Genomic DNA, 20283 nt, shown 5'->3' with positions numbered 1-20283 from the left:
CATGGATATCGACCTCGCCCGTACCTTCCTCGAAATCGTTCGCCATGGCAGCCTCGCCGCGGCGGCCGAGAAGCTCCATGTCACCCAGACCGCGATCACCGCGCGGGTGCAGAAACTCGAGAACCAACTGGGCAGCACACTGTTCGTGCGCAATCGTGCCGGCGCCCGCCTGACACCCAACGGCGAAGCATTCGTGGTGTACGCCAATCAACTGGTGCAAACCTGGGAAGCCGCGCAGCGTGACCTGCCATTGCCCGAGGGCTATCGCGATGTGCTGCACATCGGTGGCGAGGTGAGTCTGTGCAACCCGTTGATGCTCGGCTGGGCCAGCGAAATCCGCAAGCACATCCCCAGCCACGCCTTGCGCATGGAAATTCGTGACGGCGAACACCTGCTGCAACAACTGGAGTTGGGCGTTCTGGATGCCGCGCTGGTGTATCAGCCCGAGTATTGGCCGCGTTTGCAGGTGGAGCAGATTCTCGAAGAAAAACTGATTCTGGTGCGCCTGGCTGGCAAGCCCGAGCCTTATGTGTACATCGATTGGGGGGCTGATTTCCGACGCCAGCACGATGCCGCCCTGCCGGAAAAAGCCAGGGCTGCCCTGAGCTTCAACCTCGGCCCGCTGGGCTTGCAATACCTTCTCGAAAACGGCGGTAGCGGCTACTTCCGCACCCGTGTCGTGCAGAGTTATCTCGACAGCGGCGCCCTTGAACGGGTGCCCAAGGCTCCTGAATTCAACTACCCGACCTATCTGGTCTATTCGCGCGATCGTGACTCGCCGACGCTGCAACGCGCCTTCGACCTGCTGCGTGAAGTCATCGATTCCGACGAAGACTGGTCGCAACGCTGGGACCCGCTGACCTGAGACCGGTTTGCACCGGATCATGGCCGTTGCGTCCTTGAGGTTCACCCCGTCACATCACCGGGATCGGCTAATCTCAAGGAGATAACAACAACGACAGGTGATTGCAGTGAGGCAGACCACCGAAGGATTCCGCAGCCGCTACCGCGCCGACATTCATCCTCTCTACAACCCTTGGCTGCATGGCGCTTTTGTCCTGGTGTTCGGGGTGCTGGCGATCAGTGCTTTCTGGAGCGGTGTGTATCAGGTGCGGCCAACGGAATGGCTGGCGGTGCCCGTCACGCTGCTGTCGTTCAACCTCGGCGTGTACATGGTCCATCGCCATCTGGGGCATCATAAAAAGCGCTTCGCCCGGCTGTTTTATGCCCGTCACGCCGTCGACCACCACAGTTTTTTCACCCCCGGCCACATGACCTATGACAGCGCTCGCGACTGGCGGGTAATCCTGTTTCCGGCGTGGCTGATCGTGCTGCACACCCTCGTCGTCGCTCTGCCCGTCTGGGTGCTGCTCAAGCCATTGAATGCCAATGTCGCCGGATTGGCCGGCGGCTTTCTTGTCCTCGGCTACCTCGCTTATGAAGTGTTTCATGCCTGCGAGCACCTGCCGCCGCGCTACCCGGTCACGCGGTTGCCATGGATCCGCCAGATGCGCCGGCTGCACGAGTTGCACCACCGTCGTGAACTGATGCAGGAGCGTAACTTCAACATCGTTTTCCCGCTGATGGACTACCTGTTCGGCACCCTTTATTGGGAGCCGGAACCTGTGCCGCTCAACCCGACGAGACCGCCGATGACCCGCATGCAGCATCAGATTGTCATTGCCGGACACCCGATCAATGTACTTGCCTACGCCAGCACCGTGACCCTTTGGCCGCAATGGCATCCGTCATCGCTGCGTATCGATGGGCCGCAAGGCCCGTTGCACGCCGGCGCACGTTTCGAGGAAGACATCCGCGCCGGCGGCCGCTACGGGCACTTGAGCTGGGCGGTGATGGAGTACCTGCCCGGACGGCGCTGGAGCGCCCGGGCCCAGGGCGATCATGGTCTGTCGCTGGTGGTGACCTATGAATGCGATGCCACAGGCGACAACACCCGTTTCGTTCGCACGCTGGAGTATCAGTTCAGCGGTCTGGCGATGCAGATCGCCAACCGGTTGCTGCTCAAGCGGCGCATCGACCGGGAATCGGCGGCGTCGATGCAGGCGTTGCGCGACATGGCGCAGCAATACCTGCTGACAACAGGGGCCAGCGCGTGAGCAGAACCCTCAAATGCCTGTTGCTGGTCATCGTCGTCATCGGCGCCTTCTTGCTGCTGATGCCGACCAAGGTGCGACCGGTGGCCTGGGCGCCACAGCCTGCCCCCTCCCTCACCAGCGGGATCTACGCCGAAAATCAGCGGCTCAAAGACTTGGAACGCGTCGGTGCCGCCGGCATCGACGGGCCGGAAGCCTTGTTGCTGGAAAACGACATGCTCCTCACCGGACTGCACGACGGTCGCCTGATCCGCACCAGCCTGGATGGCAAGACCACCAAAGTCCTGGCCGATACCGGAGGCCGGCCATTGGGCCTGGCCCGGCATCCCAATGGTCTGTTGGTGATCGCCGATGCGATCAAAGGTTTGCTGTCGCTCGATGCCCAGGGGCGTCTGGTGGCCCTGGCTACAGAGGCCGGCGGCGTTCCCTTCGGGTTTACCGACGATGTGGTCATCGACAAACCGGGGCATTACGCCTATTTCAGCGATGCCTCGAGCCGCTTCGGCTACGGCCACGACGGTGAGGCCGTGATTGAACACGGCGGTGACGGTCGCCTGCTGCGTTACGATTTTCAGACCGGCAAGACATCGGTTGTGCTGGACAAGCTGGAGTTTGCCAACGGCGTGACCCTGGGACCGGACGATGCCTATGTCCTGGTCAATGAAACCGGCGCCTATCGCATCAGTCGTTATTGGCTCAGCGGTCCCAAGGCCGGTACCCGCGACCTGTTCATCGATAACTTGCCGGGACTCCCGGACAACCTGTCGTTCAATGACCACGACCGGTTCTGGGTCGCGTTGTACGCCCCCCGAAACGCCTTGCTCGACGGTACGGCGGCACATCCGTTCGTGCGCAAGATGATCGTGCGGGCCATGACGGTCTTGCCCAAACCCGTGGAAAAGCGCGGGTTTGCCCTGGGCCTGGACCTTGAAGGCAAGGTGATCGCCAACCTGCAGGATGACAGCAGTGACAACTACTCACCGATCACCACGGTGCGCGAGTATGGGGACTGGTTGTATTTCGGTTCGCTGAAAGCGCAGAACATGGCACGGTTGCCACTGAGCAAGGCGTTGCAATGAATCACCGCTGAGCCCTGTAGGAGCGAGCATGCTCGCGATGGTCGCCTGGACGACGCGGGTAACCTGATGCCCCGCGTTATCGTTAACGACCATCGCGAGCATGCCGCAAGCGGGCACCCGCTCCTACAGGAGGCAGTGTTCGCTTGGTGTCCGGCCCGGTGGGGCGGGGCTACGAGCCCAGTTGCCTGACGATCTTGTCCTTGACCTCCAAGCGCTTCGCCTTGAGCTTCGTCACTTGTTCATCGCTGGATTTGGCTTCCTCCGCCTTCACCACTTCGGCATCCGCCTGGGAATACTTGTTGAGCAGTGAATCCAGTAACGGATCCTTGGTGCGTTTCTGCTGGATTTCTTCCTTTGAACGTTTCAGATCCTGATAAAGGTCATGGGGCACCGGCATGGAACACCTCCGTTTGTTGATCGGCAGCGAAACGCGATCGATTGCGTTCGCCAACTATCAGAATGGCCTCGGTTAGGCGATTCTGTCGACCACCTGTCAGACCAGCGGTGCCCGTTCGTCGCCCTGTCGCACAGGCGCTGAAACCTTTGCCTGCGCCAGCATCTCCGGCGGTTTCAGCCGTTAAGCACCGTGCGCACCATCTGCCTGAGTGCTTCGGGATTGTAGGGTTTGCTCAGCAAGTAGGTGTCGGGGCTGAGCTGGTGATTGCGCGAGATGATGTCGCGGGTATGCCCCGAGGTGAACAGCACGGCCACCAGTGGTTCCTGCACCTTCGCCCAGGCCGCCAGGTCCGAGCTCTTGATCAGGCCTGGCATGACCACGTCGGTGAATATCAGGTCCACCTCCAGCCCTTCGAGCAACATTTGCATGGCGACGTCACCGTTGCTGGCCGTGAGGATCTGATAGCCCTCTTCACGCAACAGCTCCACCACCGACACCCGCACGGCCTCGTTGTCTTCGACGACCAGAATGCGTTCGTGCCCACCCCGCTGTGACACATCCGGGCCCGGCGTTTCACTGGGAGCCGTGCGCAGGGTGCGCGGGAAGTACAACTGCACCCGAGTCCCCTGCCCAACGTCGCTGGCGATTTCGATATGACCGCCACTCTGTTTGACGAAGCCAAAGACCATGCTCAAACCCAAGCCGGTGCCCTGCCCGTCGGCCTTGGTGGTGAAGAACGGCTCGAACGCCTGGGCCAGCACCTGCGGCGGCATGCCGACGCCGGTATCCGTCACGGACACCCGCACATAGTCCCCCGCAGCAATGTCCTTGCCGGTGCAGAATCCGTGATCGAGGACGATGTTTTCCGCGCAAAGGTCAATCCTGCCTTCGCCTTGAAGAGCGTCACGGGCATTGATCGCCAGATTGAGAATGGCGTTTTCCAGTTGGTTGCGATCGACAAACACATTCCACGCGTCTTCGAACGCCGTCATGTGAACTTGAAGCGTTTCACCCAGGGCACGCAGCAACAGCTCCGCCAGGCCATCGAAAATCTGCCGTAGTGTGAAGACCGCCGGCGACAACGGTTGGCGACGGGCGAAGGCAAGCAATTGCGAGGACAGTTTGGCACCGCGCTCGACCGCGGCAATTGACGCCGATACCCGGCGCTGCACATTGGCGTTATCGGGTTCATGGCGCGCGAGCAGATGCAGGTTGCCGGCGATCACTTGCAACAGGTTGTTGAAGTCGTGGGCCACACCGCCGGTGAGGCCGCCGATGGCTTCGAGTTTCTGAGACTGGCGCAGCTGCTCTTCCGCCGCCAGCCGCGCCTCGACCTCATCGGCCACCCGCTGTTCCAGATTGCGAGTGAACTTGAGCAGGGATTCTTCGGCGGTCTTGCGCTCGTGAATATCGATCAGCACGCCGGGAAAACGAAACGCCTCGCCTCGCTCATCGAACTCGCAACAACCGCTGGCCAGCACCCAGAGGTAACTGCCGTCGGGACGCCGGACCCGGTACTCGACGTTGTAGGGTTCACCCGTCTCGACCGACAGCGTGACCCGCTCCCGAACCCAGCCACGGTCGTCCGGATGGATCCGGCTTTCAGCGAGTTCCTGGGACAGGTTTTGCAAGTCTTGCCCGGGCGGATAGGAAAATGTGCGGACGAAACGCTCATCGCCCGACAGCACGTTGGTCTTGATGTCCCAGACAAAGGAACCGAGCAAGGCACCGGCGTTCAGCGCCAGGCGTACCCGTTCGCTGTCGGCGCGGCAGGCGTCCTCGGCCGCCTGTCGTCGGCGTTCGGATATCACCCGCTCGGTCGTTTCGACCACCATGGCCATGACTCCGGCCGGGCGCCCGTCGTCGTCGGCCACAGGGCTGTAATAGAGGTCGAGCCAGACATCCTCGGGAACGCCGTCGCGCAGCAACACCAGGACTTTATTGCGATAGGACAAGGTGCCGCCCGCCAGGCAGGTATCCACCACGTGACGGTTGAATTCGGCGACTTCGGGCCAGCCCAGTTCCACGGCAGAACCGAGCAGATAGGGATGACGCCCACCGGCAAACTTCGAGTAGGCGTCGTTGTAGATCATGTACCCGGACCGCCCCCAGAGCATCACCATCGGCAACGGTGAGGCGAGCATCAACTGCACAGCGCTGCCCAGGCTTTTCGACCATGAGTCGAGCGGGCCAAGTTCGGTCAGGCTCCAGTCGAACGCACGAATGCGCCCGGCCATTTCGCCGTTCCACCCGGCACACCCGTGGGTATCCGCTAGAAACTGCATCGGCTGGCTCTATCCCGGTAAATTGCACCCGTTTTTTTCGAGCATCCTGCGCGCTATTCGTTTCATAGAGGTATAGCTGATTCTCGGGGGCACTGGAGATCCCTTGTGGGAGCGAGCCTGCTCGCGAAGGCGGTGTGTCAGAGCACATCGATGTTGACTGTGACACCGCTTTCGCGAGCAGGCTCGCTCCCACAATTTGCTCCTCGGTAACCGACAGACCGCGCGCTACACCTCAATCAAGTGCTTGAGCGGGTTGTAACTGCTTTTCAGTGTGGCCGCGACATCCAGAATGGCCTTCTCGATACCGTTCAAGTGCATGCAGGTCAGCTCGATGGCCGCGCTCTGGTTGCCCGCCTCGATGTATTCGATCAGCCGCAGGTGTTCATCGTCGCGACAGGCTTCATGGCTGTCGTCATCCAGCGCGGCGGCATACAGCGACGCCCGGGAAATCAGTTTCTGGAACCAGTCGAGCAGCACCGGGTTGTTCAGGCTGCGGGCCAGTTTGATGTGGAACTCGCCAAGCAGGTGAATCAGCCGTTCGTGATCCCCGCTCTGATGCGCCTCGTCCTCGAGCAGCAAATGATCGCGCAGGTCCTGGGTCACCGCCGTATCGCGACGACGACACAGCTCGCTGACGATACCGATCTCCACCAGACGCCGGGTTTCGAACAGCGAGCGGATCTCCTCGTCACTGGGCAACGACACCGAAGCACCTTTATTGGGCTCGGTGGTGACCAGTCCGTCGGCCTCCAATTGCTTGAGCGCAGCCCGAACTGACGTGCGGCTGACATTGAACAGTTCGGCCAACGAGGCTTCACCGAGCTTCATGCCAGGACGCAACGAACGCTTGCTGATCGCCTCGTAAACCCCTTGGTAGACACGGTCGACCGTGGTTTCGAGTTTCTTTTCCGTCATTCATCAACTCCTCGCGCCCAGTGCAAACAGCCCTGGCGAGTCAATAGCCAGTGAAAAAGGGGCTTGCATGGGCAGATTAATCCGGGTATTTCTAAATTGCATCCAGATTTTGCATACAATAATTAGAGGAATGCACCATTATGGGTCATCCAGTTGCAATTGAAGTGCGAAACGTCTCCAAACGATACTCCGACGATCCAGGCTTGGCGCCTGCGCTGGACAATGTCTCGGTCGACATTGCCGACAACGAGTTCTTCACCCTGCTCGGCCCTTCCGGCTGTGGCAAGACCACCCTGCTGCGCACCATCGCCGGCTTCGAGCACGTCAGCGACGGTGAGATCCGCCTGGCGGGCGAGCCGGTCAACGATTTGCCGCCGTTCAAGCGTCGGGTCAACACGGTGTTCCAGAGTTACGCGCTGTTTCCGCACATGAGTGTTGCGCAGAATATCGCCTTCGGCCTCGAGATGCAGGGCCTTGATCGCAAACTGATCCCCCAGCGCGTCAATGAAATGCTCGCATTGGTGCAAATGCAGCACCTGGCCAAGCGCAAGCCGGCCGAACTGTCCGGCGGCCAACAGCAACGGGTGGCTCTGGCCCGGGCCCTGGCGCCGAAACCCAAAGTGTTGTTGCTGGACGAGCCGCTGTCGGCCCTGGATCTCAAGCTGCGCAAGGAAATGCAGGTCGAACTCAAGCGCGTGCAGAAAGAAGCGGGGATCACCTTCATTTTCGTCACCCACGACCAGGAAGAAGCCCTGACCCTGTCTGATCGCATCGCCGTGATGTCCGCCGGCAAGATCCTGCAAATCGGCACGCCCAACGAGATCTACGAGCGGCCGCAACACCAGTTCGTCGCGCAATTCATCGGCGACATCAATTTCCTTCCCGGCCACCTCAAGCGTGGCCAGCAGAACGAAAAGGTTTTCGTGCCCAACGGCATGCCCGTGGAAATCCCCTGCCCGGCCCAGGGCTTTGACGGCAGCAAGGTACAACTGGCTTTCCGTCCGGAGCGTTCGCAACTGGTCGAACCGACGCAGCCACATCATTTACGCGGTGTGATCGAAGCCGTGCTGTATGTCGGCACGGCCACGCTCTACCAATGCCGCCTGAACAACGACATCAAGGTCATGTTGCGCGAGAACAACGAAGGCCTGAACCACGGCCGAGTGGTCGGTGATCGCGTTGCGGTCCACCTGCCGCCCCACGCCTGCCTGCTGATGGAGGCCTGAGATGAGCGTCAGCAGCACTTCCCCGGCCCTCAACCGCGCGCTGTTGCTCAGCCCGGTGGTTCTGACCCTGCTGGCCCTGATCGCCATTCCGCTGGGCATCATGGGCTACATCAGCCTGCTGCCACGCAACGTGTATGGCGGCGTCGACTGGCAGGCCAACTGGCAATTGCAAAGCTATGTGCAACTGTTTTTCCAGGAAGGCTTCGACGGCGAACTGGAACTGAACTGGGTCTACGCCCAAGCGTTGCTGCGCTCGGTGTTCCAGGCCGGTGGCACCACGGTGCTGTGCTTCCTGTTCGGTTTCCCGGTGGCGTTGTGGATGTCGAGCCTGACACCGCGCCGGCGCAACCTGATGGTGTTGCTGATCACCATCCCGTTCTGGACCAACCTGCTGATCCGCAACTACGCGTGGCTGATCATCCTGCGCGAGCACGGCTGGGTCGCCCAGGGCCTCAATGCGCTGTTCCCCCAGGCCGGTGGCATCACCCTGCTCTACAACGACTTCGCGGTCAGCGTCGGGCTGGTCTACAGCTTTCTGCCGTTCATGATCCTGCCGATCTACTCGACCCTGGAGAAACTCGACTGGCGACTGGTCGAGGCGGCCTACGACCTGGGCGCCAACCGCTGGCACGCGTTGCGCCGGATCATCCTGCCGCTGTCGATGCCAGGGGTTATCGCCGGTGCGTTGCTGGTGTTCGTACCGAGCCTGGGTGCCTTCATTACCCCGGCCATCCTCGGCGGCGGCAAGACGCTGATGATCGGCAACCTGATCCAGCAGCAGTTCGGTACTGCGCGCAATTGGCCGCTGGGCAGTTCGCTGTCGTTCCTGTTGCTGGGAATCATGTTGCTGTCCCTGGTGCTGTACGCCCTCTATAGCCGCAGTGCCGCCAAGACCCAACGCCCGGGAGCCCAAGCATGATCGCCCTGCACCTGAAGAAACTGCCCCTGACCCGCGAAGTCAGCCTGTTGATGCTGGCCTATCTGTACCTGCCGATCTTCGTATTGATCGCCTACAGCTTCAACGCCAACCGCTCGGCAACGGTGTGGACCGAGTTTTCGTTCGACTGGTACGGACGCGTCCTTGCCAACCCGTCGATCCAGACCGCCGCACTGAACTCGATCATCGTCGCCGGCATCGCCACGGTCTGCGCCACGGCGATTGCCCTGCTCGCGGCGCTGGCGACCTACCGGCCGTTCTACGGGCAGAAAATGGTCGAGGGCGGGATCAACCTGCCGCTGATCCTGCCGGAGATCGTCACCGCCGTGGCCACCCTGCTGCTGTTCATGGCACTGGGGATCAAGCTCGGTTTGCTGACGGTGATCATCGCCCACATCGGCTTCTGCATTCCCTTTGCCTATCTGCCGATCCGTGCGCGGCTCAATGACCTGGACAAGAGCCTGCTGGAAGCGGCGAACGACCTGTACGCCAACCCGTGGCAGGTGTTTCGCCGGGTGACCTTGCCGTTGCTGTGGCCGGCGGTGCTGTCCGGTTCGGTGCTGGCGTTCGTGGTCAGCCTCGACGATTTCATCATGACCTTCTTCGTCGCCGGTCCTGGTTCGACCACCCTGCCGGTGTACATCTTCTCGGCGATCAAGGCCGGCGTGACGCCGGAGATCAACGCGATTTCAACGCTGATGCTGGTGATATCCATCGTGCTGGTAGTGCTGGCCTTCTGGCTGGGACAGCGCGGCAAACAACAATAAGCCCGGAGACTTCATTAATGAGCAAGAAAGTGAAAAGCCTGCGTTTTGCCGCTGCCAGTCTGGCCCTGAGTTGCTTCACCGCGCTCACTGCGTTCAGTGCCCAGGCCGCCGAGCCCAAGGAACTGTTCTTCTACAACTGGACCGACTACTACCCGGTCGACCTGCTGGCCAAGTTCGAAAAGGAGACCGGGATCAAGGTCACCATGGACGGCTACGACAGCAACGAAACCCTGCTGGCCAAGCTGCAGGCCGGCGGTGCCGCGTATGACGTGATCGTGCCGTCGCAATCGATCATGCGCACCCTGATCAACCAGGACCTGCTGCTGCAAATCGATGCCTCGACCCTGCCCAACTTCCAGTACGTCAAACCGGCGTTCCGCGACCCGGCCTTCGACCCGGGCCGCAAGTTCTCCGCACCGTACCTGTGGGGCAGCACCGGGTTCTCCTATGACAGCGCGCGGGTGCCCGGCGGCAAGCTCGAAGACTCGTGGAAAGAGTTCTTCGAGCCACGCAAGGAACTGCAAGGCCAGCTCGCCGCCCTCGACACCTCCAGCAGCGTGATCAACGCCGCCAGTCACTACCTGAATGTCGACGAATGCAGCGAAGACCCACAGGATGCCAAGCGCATTCTCGAACTGCTGCAAAAACAGAAACCCTTCCTGAAGATGTACAGCTCGGACAACACCGTCGACCGCATGGCCTCCGGTGAAGTGATCATGATGCAGAACTGGAACGGCTCGACAGCGCGGGCCACATTGCAGAAGAGCACCATCAAGTACGTGTATCCGAAGGAAGGCCTGGCAATGTTCCAGGACAACTTCGCCGTACCGAAAAGTGCGCCGCACCCCGGCAACGCGAAGATCTTCATCGACTGGATGATGAAACCGGAAAACGCCGCCGCCGTGTCCAACGCCATCGCCTACGCCAACGGCATCCAGAGCGACAAGCTGATCGACGCCAAATGGCGGGTAATGGACGCCATCAACATGCCCGAAGAATTCGCCTCGCGCCTGCGCCCCGAGAAGGAGTGCAGCAACAAGGCGCGGGAACTCCAGGATCGAATCTGGGCCAAGCTCAAGGGCTGATTGCCTTTAGACCGAGTCGCGCCCATCGCGAGCATGCTCGCTCCTACAGGGGGGCACCGAAGATCCTCTGTAGGAGCGAGCCTGCTCGCGAAGAGGCCCTCTCACACAACACTGAACTTGAGGTTTGTATGACCCACCCCCACTGGCTACGCAACGTGCGCCCCTACGGCGCCTCCGCCGAAGACCTGTTGATCGAAAACGGCCGTTTCAGTCAACGCCGTCCGGCCTCGGCCACCGAACTGCTCGCCACCGATATCGACGGCCAGAACCAACTGCTCACCCCGGCGCTGGTGGAAAGCCACGTGCATCTGGACAAAACCCTCTGGGGCCAGCCCTGGCGCCCCAACAGCGCCGGTCCGACCCTCAAGGACTACATTGCCAACGAACGGCGCGTCCTGCGGGAAGTCGAAACGCCCATTGCGCAACGCGCTGGCGCCCTGCTGGAAAACTGCATCGCCCGTGGCTCGCTGACCATGCGCTGCCACGTCGACATCGACCCGGAGTTCGGCCTGCGCCATGTCGAGGCCATGCAGCAACTGCGTGAGCACTACCGCGACCTGATCGACCTGCAACTGGTGGTGTTCCCGCAAACCGGCCTGATCAGTCGCCCCGGCACCGCCGAACTGATGCGCGAAGCCATGGCCCTGGGGGTGGAGAACGTCGGCGGACTGGACCCGTGCGGCATCGACAACGACCCGATTGCGCAACTGGATTTCGTCTTCAAACTGGCCAGCGAATTCGACCGTGGCGTCGACATTCACCTGCACGACAAGGGTGAACTGGGCCTGTGGCAGATCGCGCTGATCGCCGACTACACCGAACGCTTTGGCCGCCAGGGCCGGGTGATGATCAGCCACGCGTACTGCCTGGGCATGTTGCCGTGGAGCCAGGTCAAACCGGTGGCCGAACGCCTGGCGACGCTGGGTATTTCGCTGATGAGTTCGGCGCCGGCCGATACCGCGGTGCCGCCGTTCCTGGCCCTGCGCGAAGCCGGCGTGAATCTGTGCCTGGGTTCGGACGGTATTCGTGATGCCTGGTCGCCCATGGGCAACGGCGACATGCTGGAACGGGCAATGCTGCTGGCGTTCCGCTTCGATTTGAGCAAGGACGAAGAACTGGCGGCGGCATTCGAGGCGGCGAGCGGCAACGGCGCCCAGGCGCTGGGTAGCCAAGCCAATCGCCTGGACATCGGCCAGCCGGCGGACTTCCTGCTGATGCCCGTGCAAACCCTGGGTGAAGCGGTAGTGTCGCGACCGCAGCGTCAGGTCTATCGCGCGGGCCGATTGATCGCCGCGGGTGGTCGTCTGCTGGACAGCCGCCTGTGAAGCGCATTGGTTTGCGAGCCAGTTGCGTGGTCGGCTTCGACGGCACGCAGCATGTGCTGTGGCGCGACGGCGAAGTGGTGTTCGCAGGCTCGCGCATCGAGTTTGTCGGGCGTGGTTATCCAGGCCCGGTCGATCAGTGGATCGATTATGGCAATGCACTGATCGGTCCCGGCTTCATCGATCTGGATGCCCTCGGCGATCTCGACTCCACGGTGCTGACCCTGGACAACGGCGACGAGCGCGACATGGGCCGGATGTGGTCGGCGCAGTATCTGGCGCGTGGATCGCGGGAAAGCTACAACCCCGAAGAAGAAGTCTTCAAATACCGCTACGCCTTCACGCAACTGATCCGCAACGGCATCACCACGGCCATGCCGATCACCTCGATGTACTACCGCGAGTGGGCCGAGACCTACGACGAGTTTGCGGCAGTAGCCGGTGTGGCGACCGAGTTGGGACTGCGCACGTACCTCGGCCCCTGCTACATGAGCGGCATGAGTTACTGGCGCGCCGACGGCAGCCTGGCGCACCACTGGGACGAATCCCGGGGCATGGCCGGGCTCGATGCCAGCGCACGATTTTTTCGGGATTTCGATGGCGCCAACAACGGCCTGATTCGTGGTGCGCTGCTGCCCGATCGCATCCAGACCTGCACCCCGGCACTGCTGCAACGCACCGCCGCGCTGAGCCGGGAACTGAACGCGCCGATGCGTTTGCACTGTTGTCAGGGCCTGGGTGAGGTGGCGATGGTCGAGCAACTGCGTGGCGCCTCGCCACTGGGCTGGTTGCAACAGCTTGGCCTTTTGAACCCACGCAGTCTGTTGCCCCATGGCATTTACACCCGAGGCGATGACGACCTGCAACGCGTAGTCGATGGCGGCGCCAGCCTGGTGCATTGCCCGGTGGTGTTTGCCAGGGACGGCGAGGCGCTGAACTCGTTCGGGCGCTATCGGGCCAAGGGCATCAACTTCGCCCTGGGCACCGACACCTGGCCGGCGGACTTGCTGGACAACATGCGCCAGGGCTTGAACATCGCTCGACTGATGGAGGGCGGTAACGATCTGACCAGCACGCTGGACCTGTACAACGCCGCGACCCTCGGCGGTGCCAAGGCACTGGGCCGCGACGATCTCGGCCGGCTGGCACCGGGGTGCAAGGCCGACATCACCGTGTTCAACCTGCGGGGGATGCACCTGGGGCCGCTATTCGATCCGCTGAAGAACCTCGTGCTGGCCGGTCGCGGTGACGACTGCATCGCCAGCTACATCGACGGCCGCTGCGTGATGCGGGACGGCCAGGTGGCAGGCGTCGACTACCCCGCCCTGCAACGCCGGGCCCAACGCCAATTCGAAAAACTGATGCGCAGCCACAGCGATCGGGCTTCTGGCCAGCCGGACTGGAAAAGCCTGTTCCGGCCGGCCATCCCGTTTGCCGACGGCTACAGCGCGGACGCACCACTGAGTGTGATTGACCCTCTTCCTTAGGGAACCCTGCCTATGCAAAGCTTCGACTTCAGCGCACTGAGCCCACGAGACAAATACAAGATTCTGATCGGCAGCGTCGTGCCACGACCGATTGCCCTGGTCACCACCGTCGACCGCGAAGGCCGGGTCAACGCGGCACCCTTCAGCTTTTTCAATGCACTGTCGGCCGACCCGCCCATCCTCGCCCTGGGCGTGGAAAACTACGACGACCAAAGCCCCAAGGACACCACCCGCAACATTCAACTCAACCAGGAATTCACCGTGAACATCGTCAGTGATGCGCTGGTGGAAGCCATGAACGTCTGCGCCGTGCCCTTCGCCCCCGGCTTCGACGAGTTGACCGCCGCCGGCCTCACCGCCATCCCCGGCACCACGGTCAAATGCCCGCGCATCGGCGAAGCTCCGGTGGCGCTGGAGTGCCGGCGGATGATGGCACTGTCCATCGGCCAATCCCGGGAGATTATCTTGGGTGAAGTATTGATGGCTCATGTGCGGGACGAGTTGATCGATCCGCAAACCCTGTACATCGATCAATTGGGCCTGGATGCGATAGGACGCATGGGCGGCCATGGTTATGCGCGCACGCGGGATTACTTCGATTTGCCGACCCGTTCGCTGCAGGCCTGGACCGATGCGCCTGGAGGTGGCGAGCGGTTTTGGCCAAAGTGACTGCCCCCGTCCGTCCCTGTAGGAGCGAGCAAGCTCGCGATGGTCGCCAACGATAACGCGGGAAACCTGACACCCCGTGTTGTTCTCGGGCTCATCGCGAGCATGCTCGCTCCTACAGGGATCTGCGTCCGTGCCCAGGCTGGGTGTGGGTTAGTGAAAATCCCGGCTCCGTACGGTGATCCCATCCAGCAACTCACTCAGGTCACTCAAGCGCCCGGCAATCAGGTGCCGGACCTCCCCCTCCTTCTCCCAGCGCCCATCGACCTTGAGCAACTGCGAGCCGACCAGCACCTTGCGCTGTCGCTCGGCCAGGTCACGCCACACCACCACGTTGACGTTGCCGAACTCGTCCTCAAGGGTGACGAACGTCACACCGCTGGCAGTGGCCGGACGTTGTCGGCCGGTGACCAGCCCGGCGACGCTGACCGGCCGACCGTGCTCGACGTCCGGCAACTCCTTCGAACTGCGGCAGCGCCGCGCCTTCAACTCATTGCGTAACAGGGCCAACGGATGCGGCCCGAGGGTGGTGCCGACGCTGGCGTAATCGGCTTGCAGGTCCTCGCCCACGGTGGGCTTGGGCAACGCCACCGCATCCTCTTCCTGGCTCGGCAGGCCGGCAAACAGACCCAACTGCTTTTGTACCCCCGCCACTTCCCAGCGTGCCCGGTGCCGATCGCCGGCCAGGCCACGCAACGCACCGGCATCGGCCAGTTGTTCCTGGGCGCGGGCATCGAGTCGCGCCCGTTCGCCAAGGTCGGCGATGTCGGCAAACGCGCCGTTGGAACGGGCCACCTCGATGCGTCGGGCATCGTCCTCGCGAAAACCCTTGATCATGCGTAGCCCCAGGCGAATCGCCGGTTGCCCACCGCTGATCGGTTCCAGGCTGCAATCCCAGTCACTGGCGCGCACGTCCACCGGGCGAACCTGCAAATGATGACGCCGGACGTCCTGCAGAATCTGGTCCGGGCTGTAGAACCCCATTGGCCAACTGTTGATCAGCGCACAGGCGAAGGCCGCCGGCTCATGGCATTTCAACCAGCAACTGGCGTAGGTCAGCAAGGCGAAACTGGCCGCGTGGGACTCGGGGAAGCCGTAGCTGCCAAAGCCCTTGATCTGCTCGAAGATCTGCGCGGCGAACTCGGCGGTGTAGCCGTTTTTCTTCATCCCGGCAGCCAACCGCTCCTTGTGCGGTTCGAGCCCGCCGTGGCGTTTCCAGGCGGCCATGGAGCGGCGTAGCTGGTCGGCCTCGCCGGGGCTGTAGTCGGCGGCGACGATGGCGATCTGCATCACCTGCTCCTGAAACAGCGGCACGCCAAGGGTGCGCTTGAGCACCACCTCCAGCTCCGGCGACGGATACACCTCCGGCTCTTCCTTGTTCCGTCGCCGCAGGTACGGGTGCACCATGCCGCCCTGGATCGGCCCCGGTCGAACGATGGCGACCTCGATCACCAGATCGTAAAACGTCTTCGGCCTGAGCCTCGGCAGCATCGACATCTGTGCCCGGGACTCGATCTGGAACACGCCGATGGTGTCGGCCCGGCCGATCATTTCGTAGGTGGCCGCATCTTCGGACGGGATGGTCGCCAGGCTCAGGTCCTGGCCCCGGTGCCGGCGCAGCAGATCGAAACATCGACGAATCGCGCTGAGCATGCCCAGGGCCAGGATATCGACCTTGAGCAGGCCCACGGCGTCGAGGTCATCCTTGTCCCACTGAATGATGGTGCGCTCGGCCATGGCGGCATTTTCCACCGGCACCAGACTGTCCAGCGGCTGCTCGGAAATCACGAAACCGCCGGGGTGCTGCGACAAATGCCGGGGGAAGCCGATCAACTGCCCCGTCAGGCTCAGCACCCGCTGCAGCACCGGGCTCTGCGGGTCGAAACCACCTTCACGCAGGCGTTCAACGGGGGGTGTTTCATCGCTCCAGTGACCGCAACAATCGGCCAGGGCGTTGATCTGGTCCGGCGGCAAGCCCAGTGCCTTGGCCACATCCCGTACCGCACCGGCGGCGTGGTAAGTGCTGACCACCGCCGTCAACGCGGCCCGGGCCCGACCATAACGCTGGAACACGTACTGCAAGACTTCCTCGCGGCGCTCGTGTTCGAAATCGACGTCGATGTCCGGCGGTTCGTTACGCTCTTTGGACAGAAAGCGCTCGAACAGCAACGTGGTGCGATCCGGATCGATTTCGGTGATCCCCAGGGCGAAGCACACGGCCGAGTTGGCGGCAGAACCACGCCCCTGACAAAGAATCCGTTGCTGGCGGGCAAAGCGGACGATGTCGTGGACCGTCAGGAAATAACTTTCATAGCCCAGCTCCGCGATCAGTTGCAGCTCCTTGTCGATCTGCACCAGCACTTCGCTTTTCAGCCCTTTTGGCCAGCGCCACTCGATGCCTTCCTCGGTCAAATGACGCAGCCACGAGGTGGCCGAGTGCCCTTGCGGCACCAGTTCGCGGGGATATTGATAACGCAACTGGCCAAGGTCAAAGGTGCAACGCCGGGCGATGTTCAGCGTTTCCGCCAGCAAGGCTGGCGGATAAAGCGCCTGCAGCACCTCGAGGCTGCGCAGGTGGCGTTCGCCGTTGGGGTGCAGGCGCAACCCGGCATCGGCCACCGGCAGGTGATGACGGATCGCGGTCATGGTGTCCTGCAAGGCGCGCCGGCCGCGGGCGTGCATGTGCACATCGCCACTGGCCACGGCCGCAATGCGCAGTTCCCTGGCCAGTGTCAGCAGATCGTCCAGGCGCCGGGCATCGTCCTGACCGCGATGCAGCTGCACCGCCAGCCACAGGCGCTCGGCGAAGACCTGCTTGAGCCAGCGGCCTTGTTCAAAGGCATCGAGCGCATCCGGCACCCACAACGCCAGCAGCCCCGGCAAGGGTTCGCTGAAGTCTTCGCGCAACACCTGATACTGGCCTTTCTGCGTGCGGCGCCGGGCGCGGGTGATCAATCGGCACAGCGCCTGATAGCCCTCGAGGCTCTCCACCAGCAGCACCAGCTTCGGACCGTTCTCGACGCGCACTTCGCTGCCGATGATCAGCGGCAGCGCCACGGACTTCGCCGCTTGCCAGGCCCGCACGATGCCCGCCAGGGTGCATTCGTCGGTGATCGCCAGGGCTTGATAACCCTGCTTTTTCGCGCGCTGGAACAGCTCGAGGGCACTGGAGGCACCGCGCTGGAAGCTGAAGTTCGACAGACAGTGCAATTCGGCGTAGTCGATGCTCATGCGAACCAGCCCTGCAACCACAACGGGCCGCCCTCACCGACCGCCCGGTAGGCCCAGCCCTGTTGCCCGGACCGGGTTTCGATCAGGTAATAGTCACGGCGTACGTCGTCACCGTCCCACCAGCCGGACTCGATGCGCTCCGGCCCCATGAGGATGCGCGCCGAGCCCTGATGCACGGCCAGCGGCTCGGTCAGCAGCCAGCCCGGCCGCTTCACCGTGGCCGGCACCGCGCAAGGCTGGCTGTCGGCACTGGCCTGCCACGCGCACTCGGGGCGGTGATCGGCCTGGAAACGCAAGCCATGCACCGCGTCATCCCCCAGCCGTGCACGCAGGCGTTCGCGCAGTTGCTCCCAGGGCAAGGACTGCTGCGGGCGATCGTCGAACAGTTCCTGATGCTGGGGCACGAAGGTCGGCAGGTCTTCGGCACACAGGCGAAAGCCGCGCACCGGCGCCTCGACCCGGACTTGCTCCAGCCGCCCCCGGGCCAGCTCGAAGAGCATCGCCGGATCGCGCTCGGCGCTGAGCAGGCCAACCTTGATCAGCGTATCCGGCAACCCGGCGTGTTCCAGATGCAGATCGAAACGCTGAACGCCGCTGTCACGACCGCAGAGGAACGCCGACAGGTCGCCGGTCAATCGACGCAACGGAAACAGCAAGGCCTGATGGGACTGCACATCGAAGTTGAGCTCGATGCGCACATCGAAGCGGTCCGGCGGCAGGTAGAACGCCAGCGCCAGCCGTCGCACACCGGACAGGGCATCCAGATGCTTGAGCACCTGGGCCTCGAAACGCCGGGCCAGGCTCTGCCGGGGCAACGCCTGCACCTGGCTCAAGGTGCGCAAGCCCATGCGCGACAAGGCCGTGGCGACCGATGCCTCGAGGCCGATCCGGTCGACGGGCATTTGCCCCAGGTGATGCTGCAAGGCTCGATCGTCCGGCACCACCAGACCGTCATGGGCGTTGGCCAGCACCCGCGCCGCCACCGGGTTGGGCGCCGCCACGATGCGGTGCCGAAACCCCAGTTCGCCGAGCTCACGGCGCAAAAGCGCTTCGAATTGCGGCCACGCGCCGAACAGGCCGAGGCTGGATTCGATCTCGAACACCACGGCCCGGGGGTAATGCACACTGACCTGGGAACTGAAGCGATAGGCCCAGGCGGCGAGAAACTGCTGCCAGTGCTCGATGTCGGCGGTGTCGTATTCAGCCGTGGCAAAGCCTTTGCTCAAGGCCTGTGCCGCACTCATGGACTGACCGGGACGCAACCCCAGCGCCCGGGCCGTGTCGTTGACCGCCTGCAGCACCCGGCGCTGGGCCGGGCCGGTCAACAACGCCAGGGGTTCATCGGGATCGACGCGCTGACGCAATACTGCGTCCAGCGCCAATTGCGGGAAAACAATGCAGACCCAGCGCATGGCAACCTCAATGCCCCACGGCGAAGGCAATCGGCGCCGAACGGATCAGGCCGCCGCGACACTTGAGGACGCGCAATTGCGCGGGTCGGGCATCGATGGCGATGCGCAAGGCCGCCGGCGAAGGGTTGATGGCTTCACTGAGAGGACGGTAGGCGAAGGCCAGGGTCTGGCCGGTTTCCGCCGCCACCTGCAAGCGACGCAAGGCGCGGTCATCGGCCTTGTGCGGCCAGCACAGCACCGCGCCGCAACTGCCCGAGCGCAGGCATTGTTCGGCGGCCCACAGTGCATCGCGCTCGCCGGCCCGGATGATCGACAACTGACGCAGATCGACCCCGGCGCCCTGCCACGCCTGGGGATACGGCACATAAGGCGGCGCCACCAGCACGATGCGCTCGCCCGCCGCCGACAGCCGTGCCAGCGTCGGCCACACCAGTTGCAACTCGCCCACGCCCTGCCCGGCCAACAGGATTTCCGTCAGCGCCGCCTCCGGCCAGCCACCGCTGGGCAATGCGGCATCCAGCGCGGCATGCCCGGTGGGTTGCGGGCTGGCAGTCGGTGGCGCAGGCCGGCCCTTCCAGACCTGGCCGCCATTGAACAGCGTATCCAGCGCAACGACGGCACCCATCAACCTTGCCTCACCAGGCCGCAGAACACGCCTTCGATGGCCAGGTCCTGATCGGCGTTCACAATGATCGGCTGGTAGGCCGGGTTGCGTGGCAGCAGGCGAACCACATCGCCGACCCGCTCGAAGCGCTTGATGGTGACTTCACCGTCGAGCCGCGCCACGACGATCTGACCGTTAACGGCCTCGGGGCTGCGGTGCACGCCCACCAGATCACCGTCGAGAATGCCGTCCCCGATCATCGAATCACCCCGGACCCGCAACATGTAGTCCGGCACCCGCGAGAAGATCGACGGATCGAGCAGCAAGCGGCTGTGCACCTCGGCATCGGCACCGATGGGCGCACCGGCCGCCACCCGGCCAAGCACCGGGATGTCCAGCCACTCGGGACGCGGCGGCTGCCCGAGCAGGCGAATGCCCCGGGCCTGATGCGGGTTGACCTCGATGAAACCGGCTTCGGTCAGCGCCAGCACATGCTTGCGCGCCACACTGCGAGAGGCAAAACCAAACGCCTCGCTGATCTCAGCGAGGCTCGGAGACTGACCGTGCTCGGCGATGCGATCGCGGATGAAGGTCAGGATGGCGGTACGGCGGGGAGTCAGAGTCGTCATGGAGTACATTTGTACTCTTTTGGCTTTTTTCTGGCAAGGACCCTGTAGGAGCGGGTGCCCGCTCCTACAGGATTGAGTTGTGCCAGACGCAACGCCCTGCGCTCCTTGCTCGAACAAAACGGACGAT

The 20283-nt window shown here is 63.0% G+C and carries 17 protein-coding genes; 10 read left to right on the top strand and 7 right to left on the bottom strand.

Features of this window, described 5'->3' with window-relative positions:
- Window position 1: 1 nt before the first annotated feature.
- The 3 genes from CAG47_RS15240 (at window position 2) to CAG47_RS15230 (ending at window position 3193) form a co-directional block, all read left to right on the top strand.
- Entirely contained in the window at window positions 2-865 is an 864-nt protein-coding gene (locus tag CAG47_RS15240) for a LysR family transcriptional regulator (protein WP_085725685.1), read from the top strand.
- A 106-nt stretch (window positions 866-971) separates the two neighbouring features.
- Window positions 972-2117 carry an SRPBCC family protein gene (locus CAG47_RS15235; protein ID WP_085725684.1) on the top strand — a complete coding sequence of 382 codons (1146 nt, stop codon included), beginning with the start codon at window positions 972-974 and terminating at the stop codon, window positions 2115-2117.
- Entirely contained in the window at window positions 2114-3193 is a 1080-nt protein-coding gene (locus tag CAG47_RS15230) for an SMP-30/gluconolactonase/LRE family protein (RefSeq protein WP_085725683.1), read from the top strand. Before CAG47_RS15235 ends, CAG47_RS15230 begins: the two co-directional genes overlap by 4 nt.
- A gap of 169 nt (window positions 3194-3362) precedes the next feature.
- Here the strand turns inward: CAG47_RS15230 and CAG47_RS15225 are convergent, their stop codons facing one another.
- The 3 genes from CAG47_RS15225 to CAG47_RS15210 form a co-directional block, all read right to left on the bottom strand.
- The gene (locus CAG47_RS15225) at window positions 3363-3590 is read right to left on the bottom strand and encodes a DUF465 domain-containing protein (RefSeq protein WP_085725682.1); all 228 of its coding nucleotides are present in this window, start codon (window positions 3588-3590) and stop codon (window positions 3363-3365) included.
- Window positions 3591-3763: 173 nt separating this feature from the next.
- Window positions 3764-5875 carry a PAS domain-containing sensor histidine kinase gene (locus CAG47_RS15220; RefSeq protein WP_085725681.1) on the bottom strand — a complete coding sequence of 704 codons (2112 nt, stop codon included), beginning with the start codon at window positions 5873-5875 and terminating at the stop codon, window positions 3764-3766.
- A 225-nt stretch (window positions 5876-6100) separates the two neighbouring features.
- Window positions 6101-6790, bottom strand: a complete 690-nt coding sequence (locus CAG47_RS15210) for a GntR family transcriptional regulator (protein WP_007973313.1) — start codon at window positions 6788-6790, stop codon at window positions 6101-6103.
- Window positions 6791-6930: 140 nt separating this feature from the next.
- On the opposite strand from CAG47_RS15210, the gene CAG47_RS15205 reads away from it, so the two are divergent.
- The 7 genes from CAG47_RS15205 (at window position 6931) to CAG47_RS15175 (ending at window position 14283) form a co-directional block, all read left to right on the top strand.
- Complete coding sequence (locus CAG47_RS15205) at window positions 6931-8016, top strand: ABC transporter ATP-binding protein (protein WP_085725679.1); 1086 nt, start codon at window positions 6931-6933, stop codon at window positions 8014-8016.
- Window position 8017: 1 nt separating this feature from the next.
- Entirely contained in the window at window positions 8018-8935 is a 918-nt protein-coding gene (locus CAG47_RS15200) for an ABC transporter permease (RefSeq protein ID WP_085725678.1), read from the top strand.
- The gene (locus CAG47_RS15195; protein ID WP_085725677.1) at window positions 8932-9720 is read left to right on the top strand and encodes an ABC transporter permease; all 789 of its coding nucleotides are present in this window, start codon (window positions 8932-8934) and stop codon (window positions 9718-9720) included. Before CAG47_RS15200 ends, CAG47_RS15195 begins: the two co-directional genes overlap by 4 nt.
- A 17-nt stretch (window positions 9721-9737) precedes the next feature.
- Entirely contained in the window at window positions 9738-10805 is a 1068-nt protein-coding gene (locus tag CAG47_RS15190; RefSeq protein WP_085725676.1) for an extracellular solute-binding protein, read from the top strand.
- A 128-nt stretch (window positions 10806-10933) separates the two neighbouring features.
- Window positions 10934-12130 carry an amidohydrolase family protein gene (locus tag CAG47_RS15185; protein WP_085725675.1) on the top strand — a complete coding sequence of 399 codons (1197 nt, stop codon included), beginning with the start codon at window positions 10934-10936 and terminating at the stop codon, window positions 12128-12130.
- Entirely contained in the window at window positions 12127-13614 is a 1488-nt protein-coding gene (locus CAG47_RS15180) for an amidohydrolase family protein (protein WP_085725674.1), read from the top strand. Before CAG47_RS15185 ends, CAG47_RS15180 begins: the two co-directional genes overlap by 4 nt.
- A 12-nt stretch (window positions 13615-13626) precedes the next feature.
- Window positions 13627-14283: a flavin reductase family protein gene (locus CAG47_RS15175; protein WP_085725673.1), complete on the top strand. Its 657-nt coding sequence runs from the start codon at window positions 13627-13629 to the stop codon at window positions 14281-14283.
- A gap of 150 nt (window positions 14284-14433) precedes the next feature.
- Here CAG47_RS15175 and CAG47_RS15170 read toward each other — a convergent pair whose 3' ends face one another.
- From CAG47_RS15170 to lexA, 4 genes are read right to left on the bottom strand one after another with little or no spacing between them, the layout of a single operon-like run.
- Complete coding sequence (locus CAG47_RS15170; protein WP_177408998.1) at window positions 14434-17532, bottom strand: error-prone DNA polymerase; 3099 nt, start codon at window positions 17530-17532, stop codon at window positions 14434-14436.
- Window positions 17508-18923, bottom strand: a complete 1416-nt coding sequence (locus CAG47_RS15165; RefSeq protein ID WP_085725671.1) for a DNA polymerase Y family protein — start codon at window positions 18921-18923, stop codon at window positions 17508-17510. The genes CAG47_RS15170 and CAG47_RS15165 overlap by 25 nt, the downstream gene beginning before the upstream one ends.
- Window positions 18924-18930: 7 nt before the next feature.
- Entirely contained in the window at window positions 18931-19548 is a 618-nt protein-coding gene (imuA, locus tag CAG47_RS15160; RefSeq protein ID WP_085725670.1) for a translesion DNA synthesis-associated protein ImuA, read from the bottom strand.
- Window positions 19548-20165, bottom strand: coding sequence for a transcriptional repressor LexA (gene lexA, locus CAG47_RS15155; RefSeq protein ID WP_085725669.1), 618 nt, complete (start codon window positions 20163-20165; stop codon window positions 19548-19550). The genes imuA and lexA overlap by 1 nt, the downstream gene beginning before the upstream one ends.
- Window positions 20166-20283: the final 118 nt, after the last annotated feature.

Source organism: Pseudomonas sp. R37(2017) (assembly GCF_002113375.1).
Taxonomy (GTDB): domain Bacteria; phylum Pseudomonadota; class Gammaproteobacteria; order Pseudomonadales; family Pseudomonadaceae; genus Aquipseudomonas.
This window is presented reverse-complemented; position numbering and strand designations above follow the sequence as displayed.

Coding starts and splice junctions, on each gene's coding strand:
- CAG47_RS15240 (WP_085725685.1), top strand. CDS start 2: ATGGATATCGACCTCGCCCGTACCTTCCTCGAAATCGTTCGCCATGGC.
- CAG47_RS15225 (WP_085725682.1), bottom strand. CDS start 3,590: ATGCCGGTGCCCCATGACCTTTATCAGGATCTGAAACGTTCAAAGGAA.
- CAG47_RS15220 (WP_085725681.1), bottom strand. CDS start 5,875: ATGCAGTTTCTAGCGGATACCCACGGGTGTGCCGGGTGGAACGGCGAA.
- CAG47_RS15210 (WP_007973313.1), bottom strand. CDS start 6,790: ATGACGGAAAAGAAACTCGAAACCACGGTCGACCGTGTCTACCAAGGG.
- CAG47_RS15205 (WP_085725679.1), top strand. CDS start 6,931: ATGGGTCATCCAGTTGCAATTGAAGTGCGAAACGTCTCCAAACGATAC.
- CAG47_RS15200 (WP_085725678.1), top strand. CDS start 8,018: ATGAGCGTCAGCAGCACTTCCCCGGCCCTCAACCGCGCGCTGTTGCTC.
- CAG47_RS15195 (WP_085725677.1), top strand. CDS start 8,932: ATGATCGCCCTGCACCTGAAGAAACTGCCCCTGACCCGCGAAGTCAGC.
- CAG47_RS15190 (WP_085725676.1), top strand. CDS start 9,738: ATGAGCAAGAAAGTGAAAAGCCTGCGTTTTGCCGCTGCCAGTCTGGCC.
- CAG47_RS15185 (WP_085725675.1), top strand. CDS start 10,934: ATGACCCACCCCCACTGGCTACGCAACGTGCGCCCCTACGGCGCCTCC.
- CAG47_RS15175 (WP_085725673.1), top strand. CDS start 13,627: ATGCAAAGCTTCGACTTCAGCGCACTGAGCCCACGAGACAAATACAAG.
- CAG47_RS15165 (WP_085725671.1), bottom strand. CDS start 18,923: ATGCGCTGGGTCTGCATTGTTTTCCCGCAATTGGCGCTGGACGCAGTA.
- imuA (WP_085725670.1), bottom strand. CDS start 19,548: ATGGGTGCCGTCGTTGCGCTGGATACGCTGTTCAATGGCGGCCAGGTC.
- lexA (WP_085725669.1), bottom strand. CDS start 20,165: ATGTACTCCATGACGACTCTGACTCCCCGCCGTACCGCCATCCTGACC.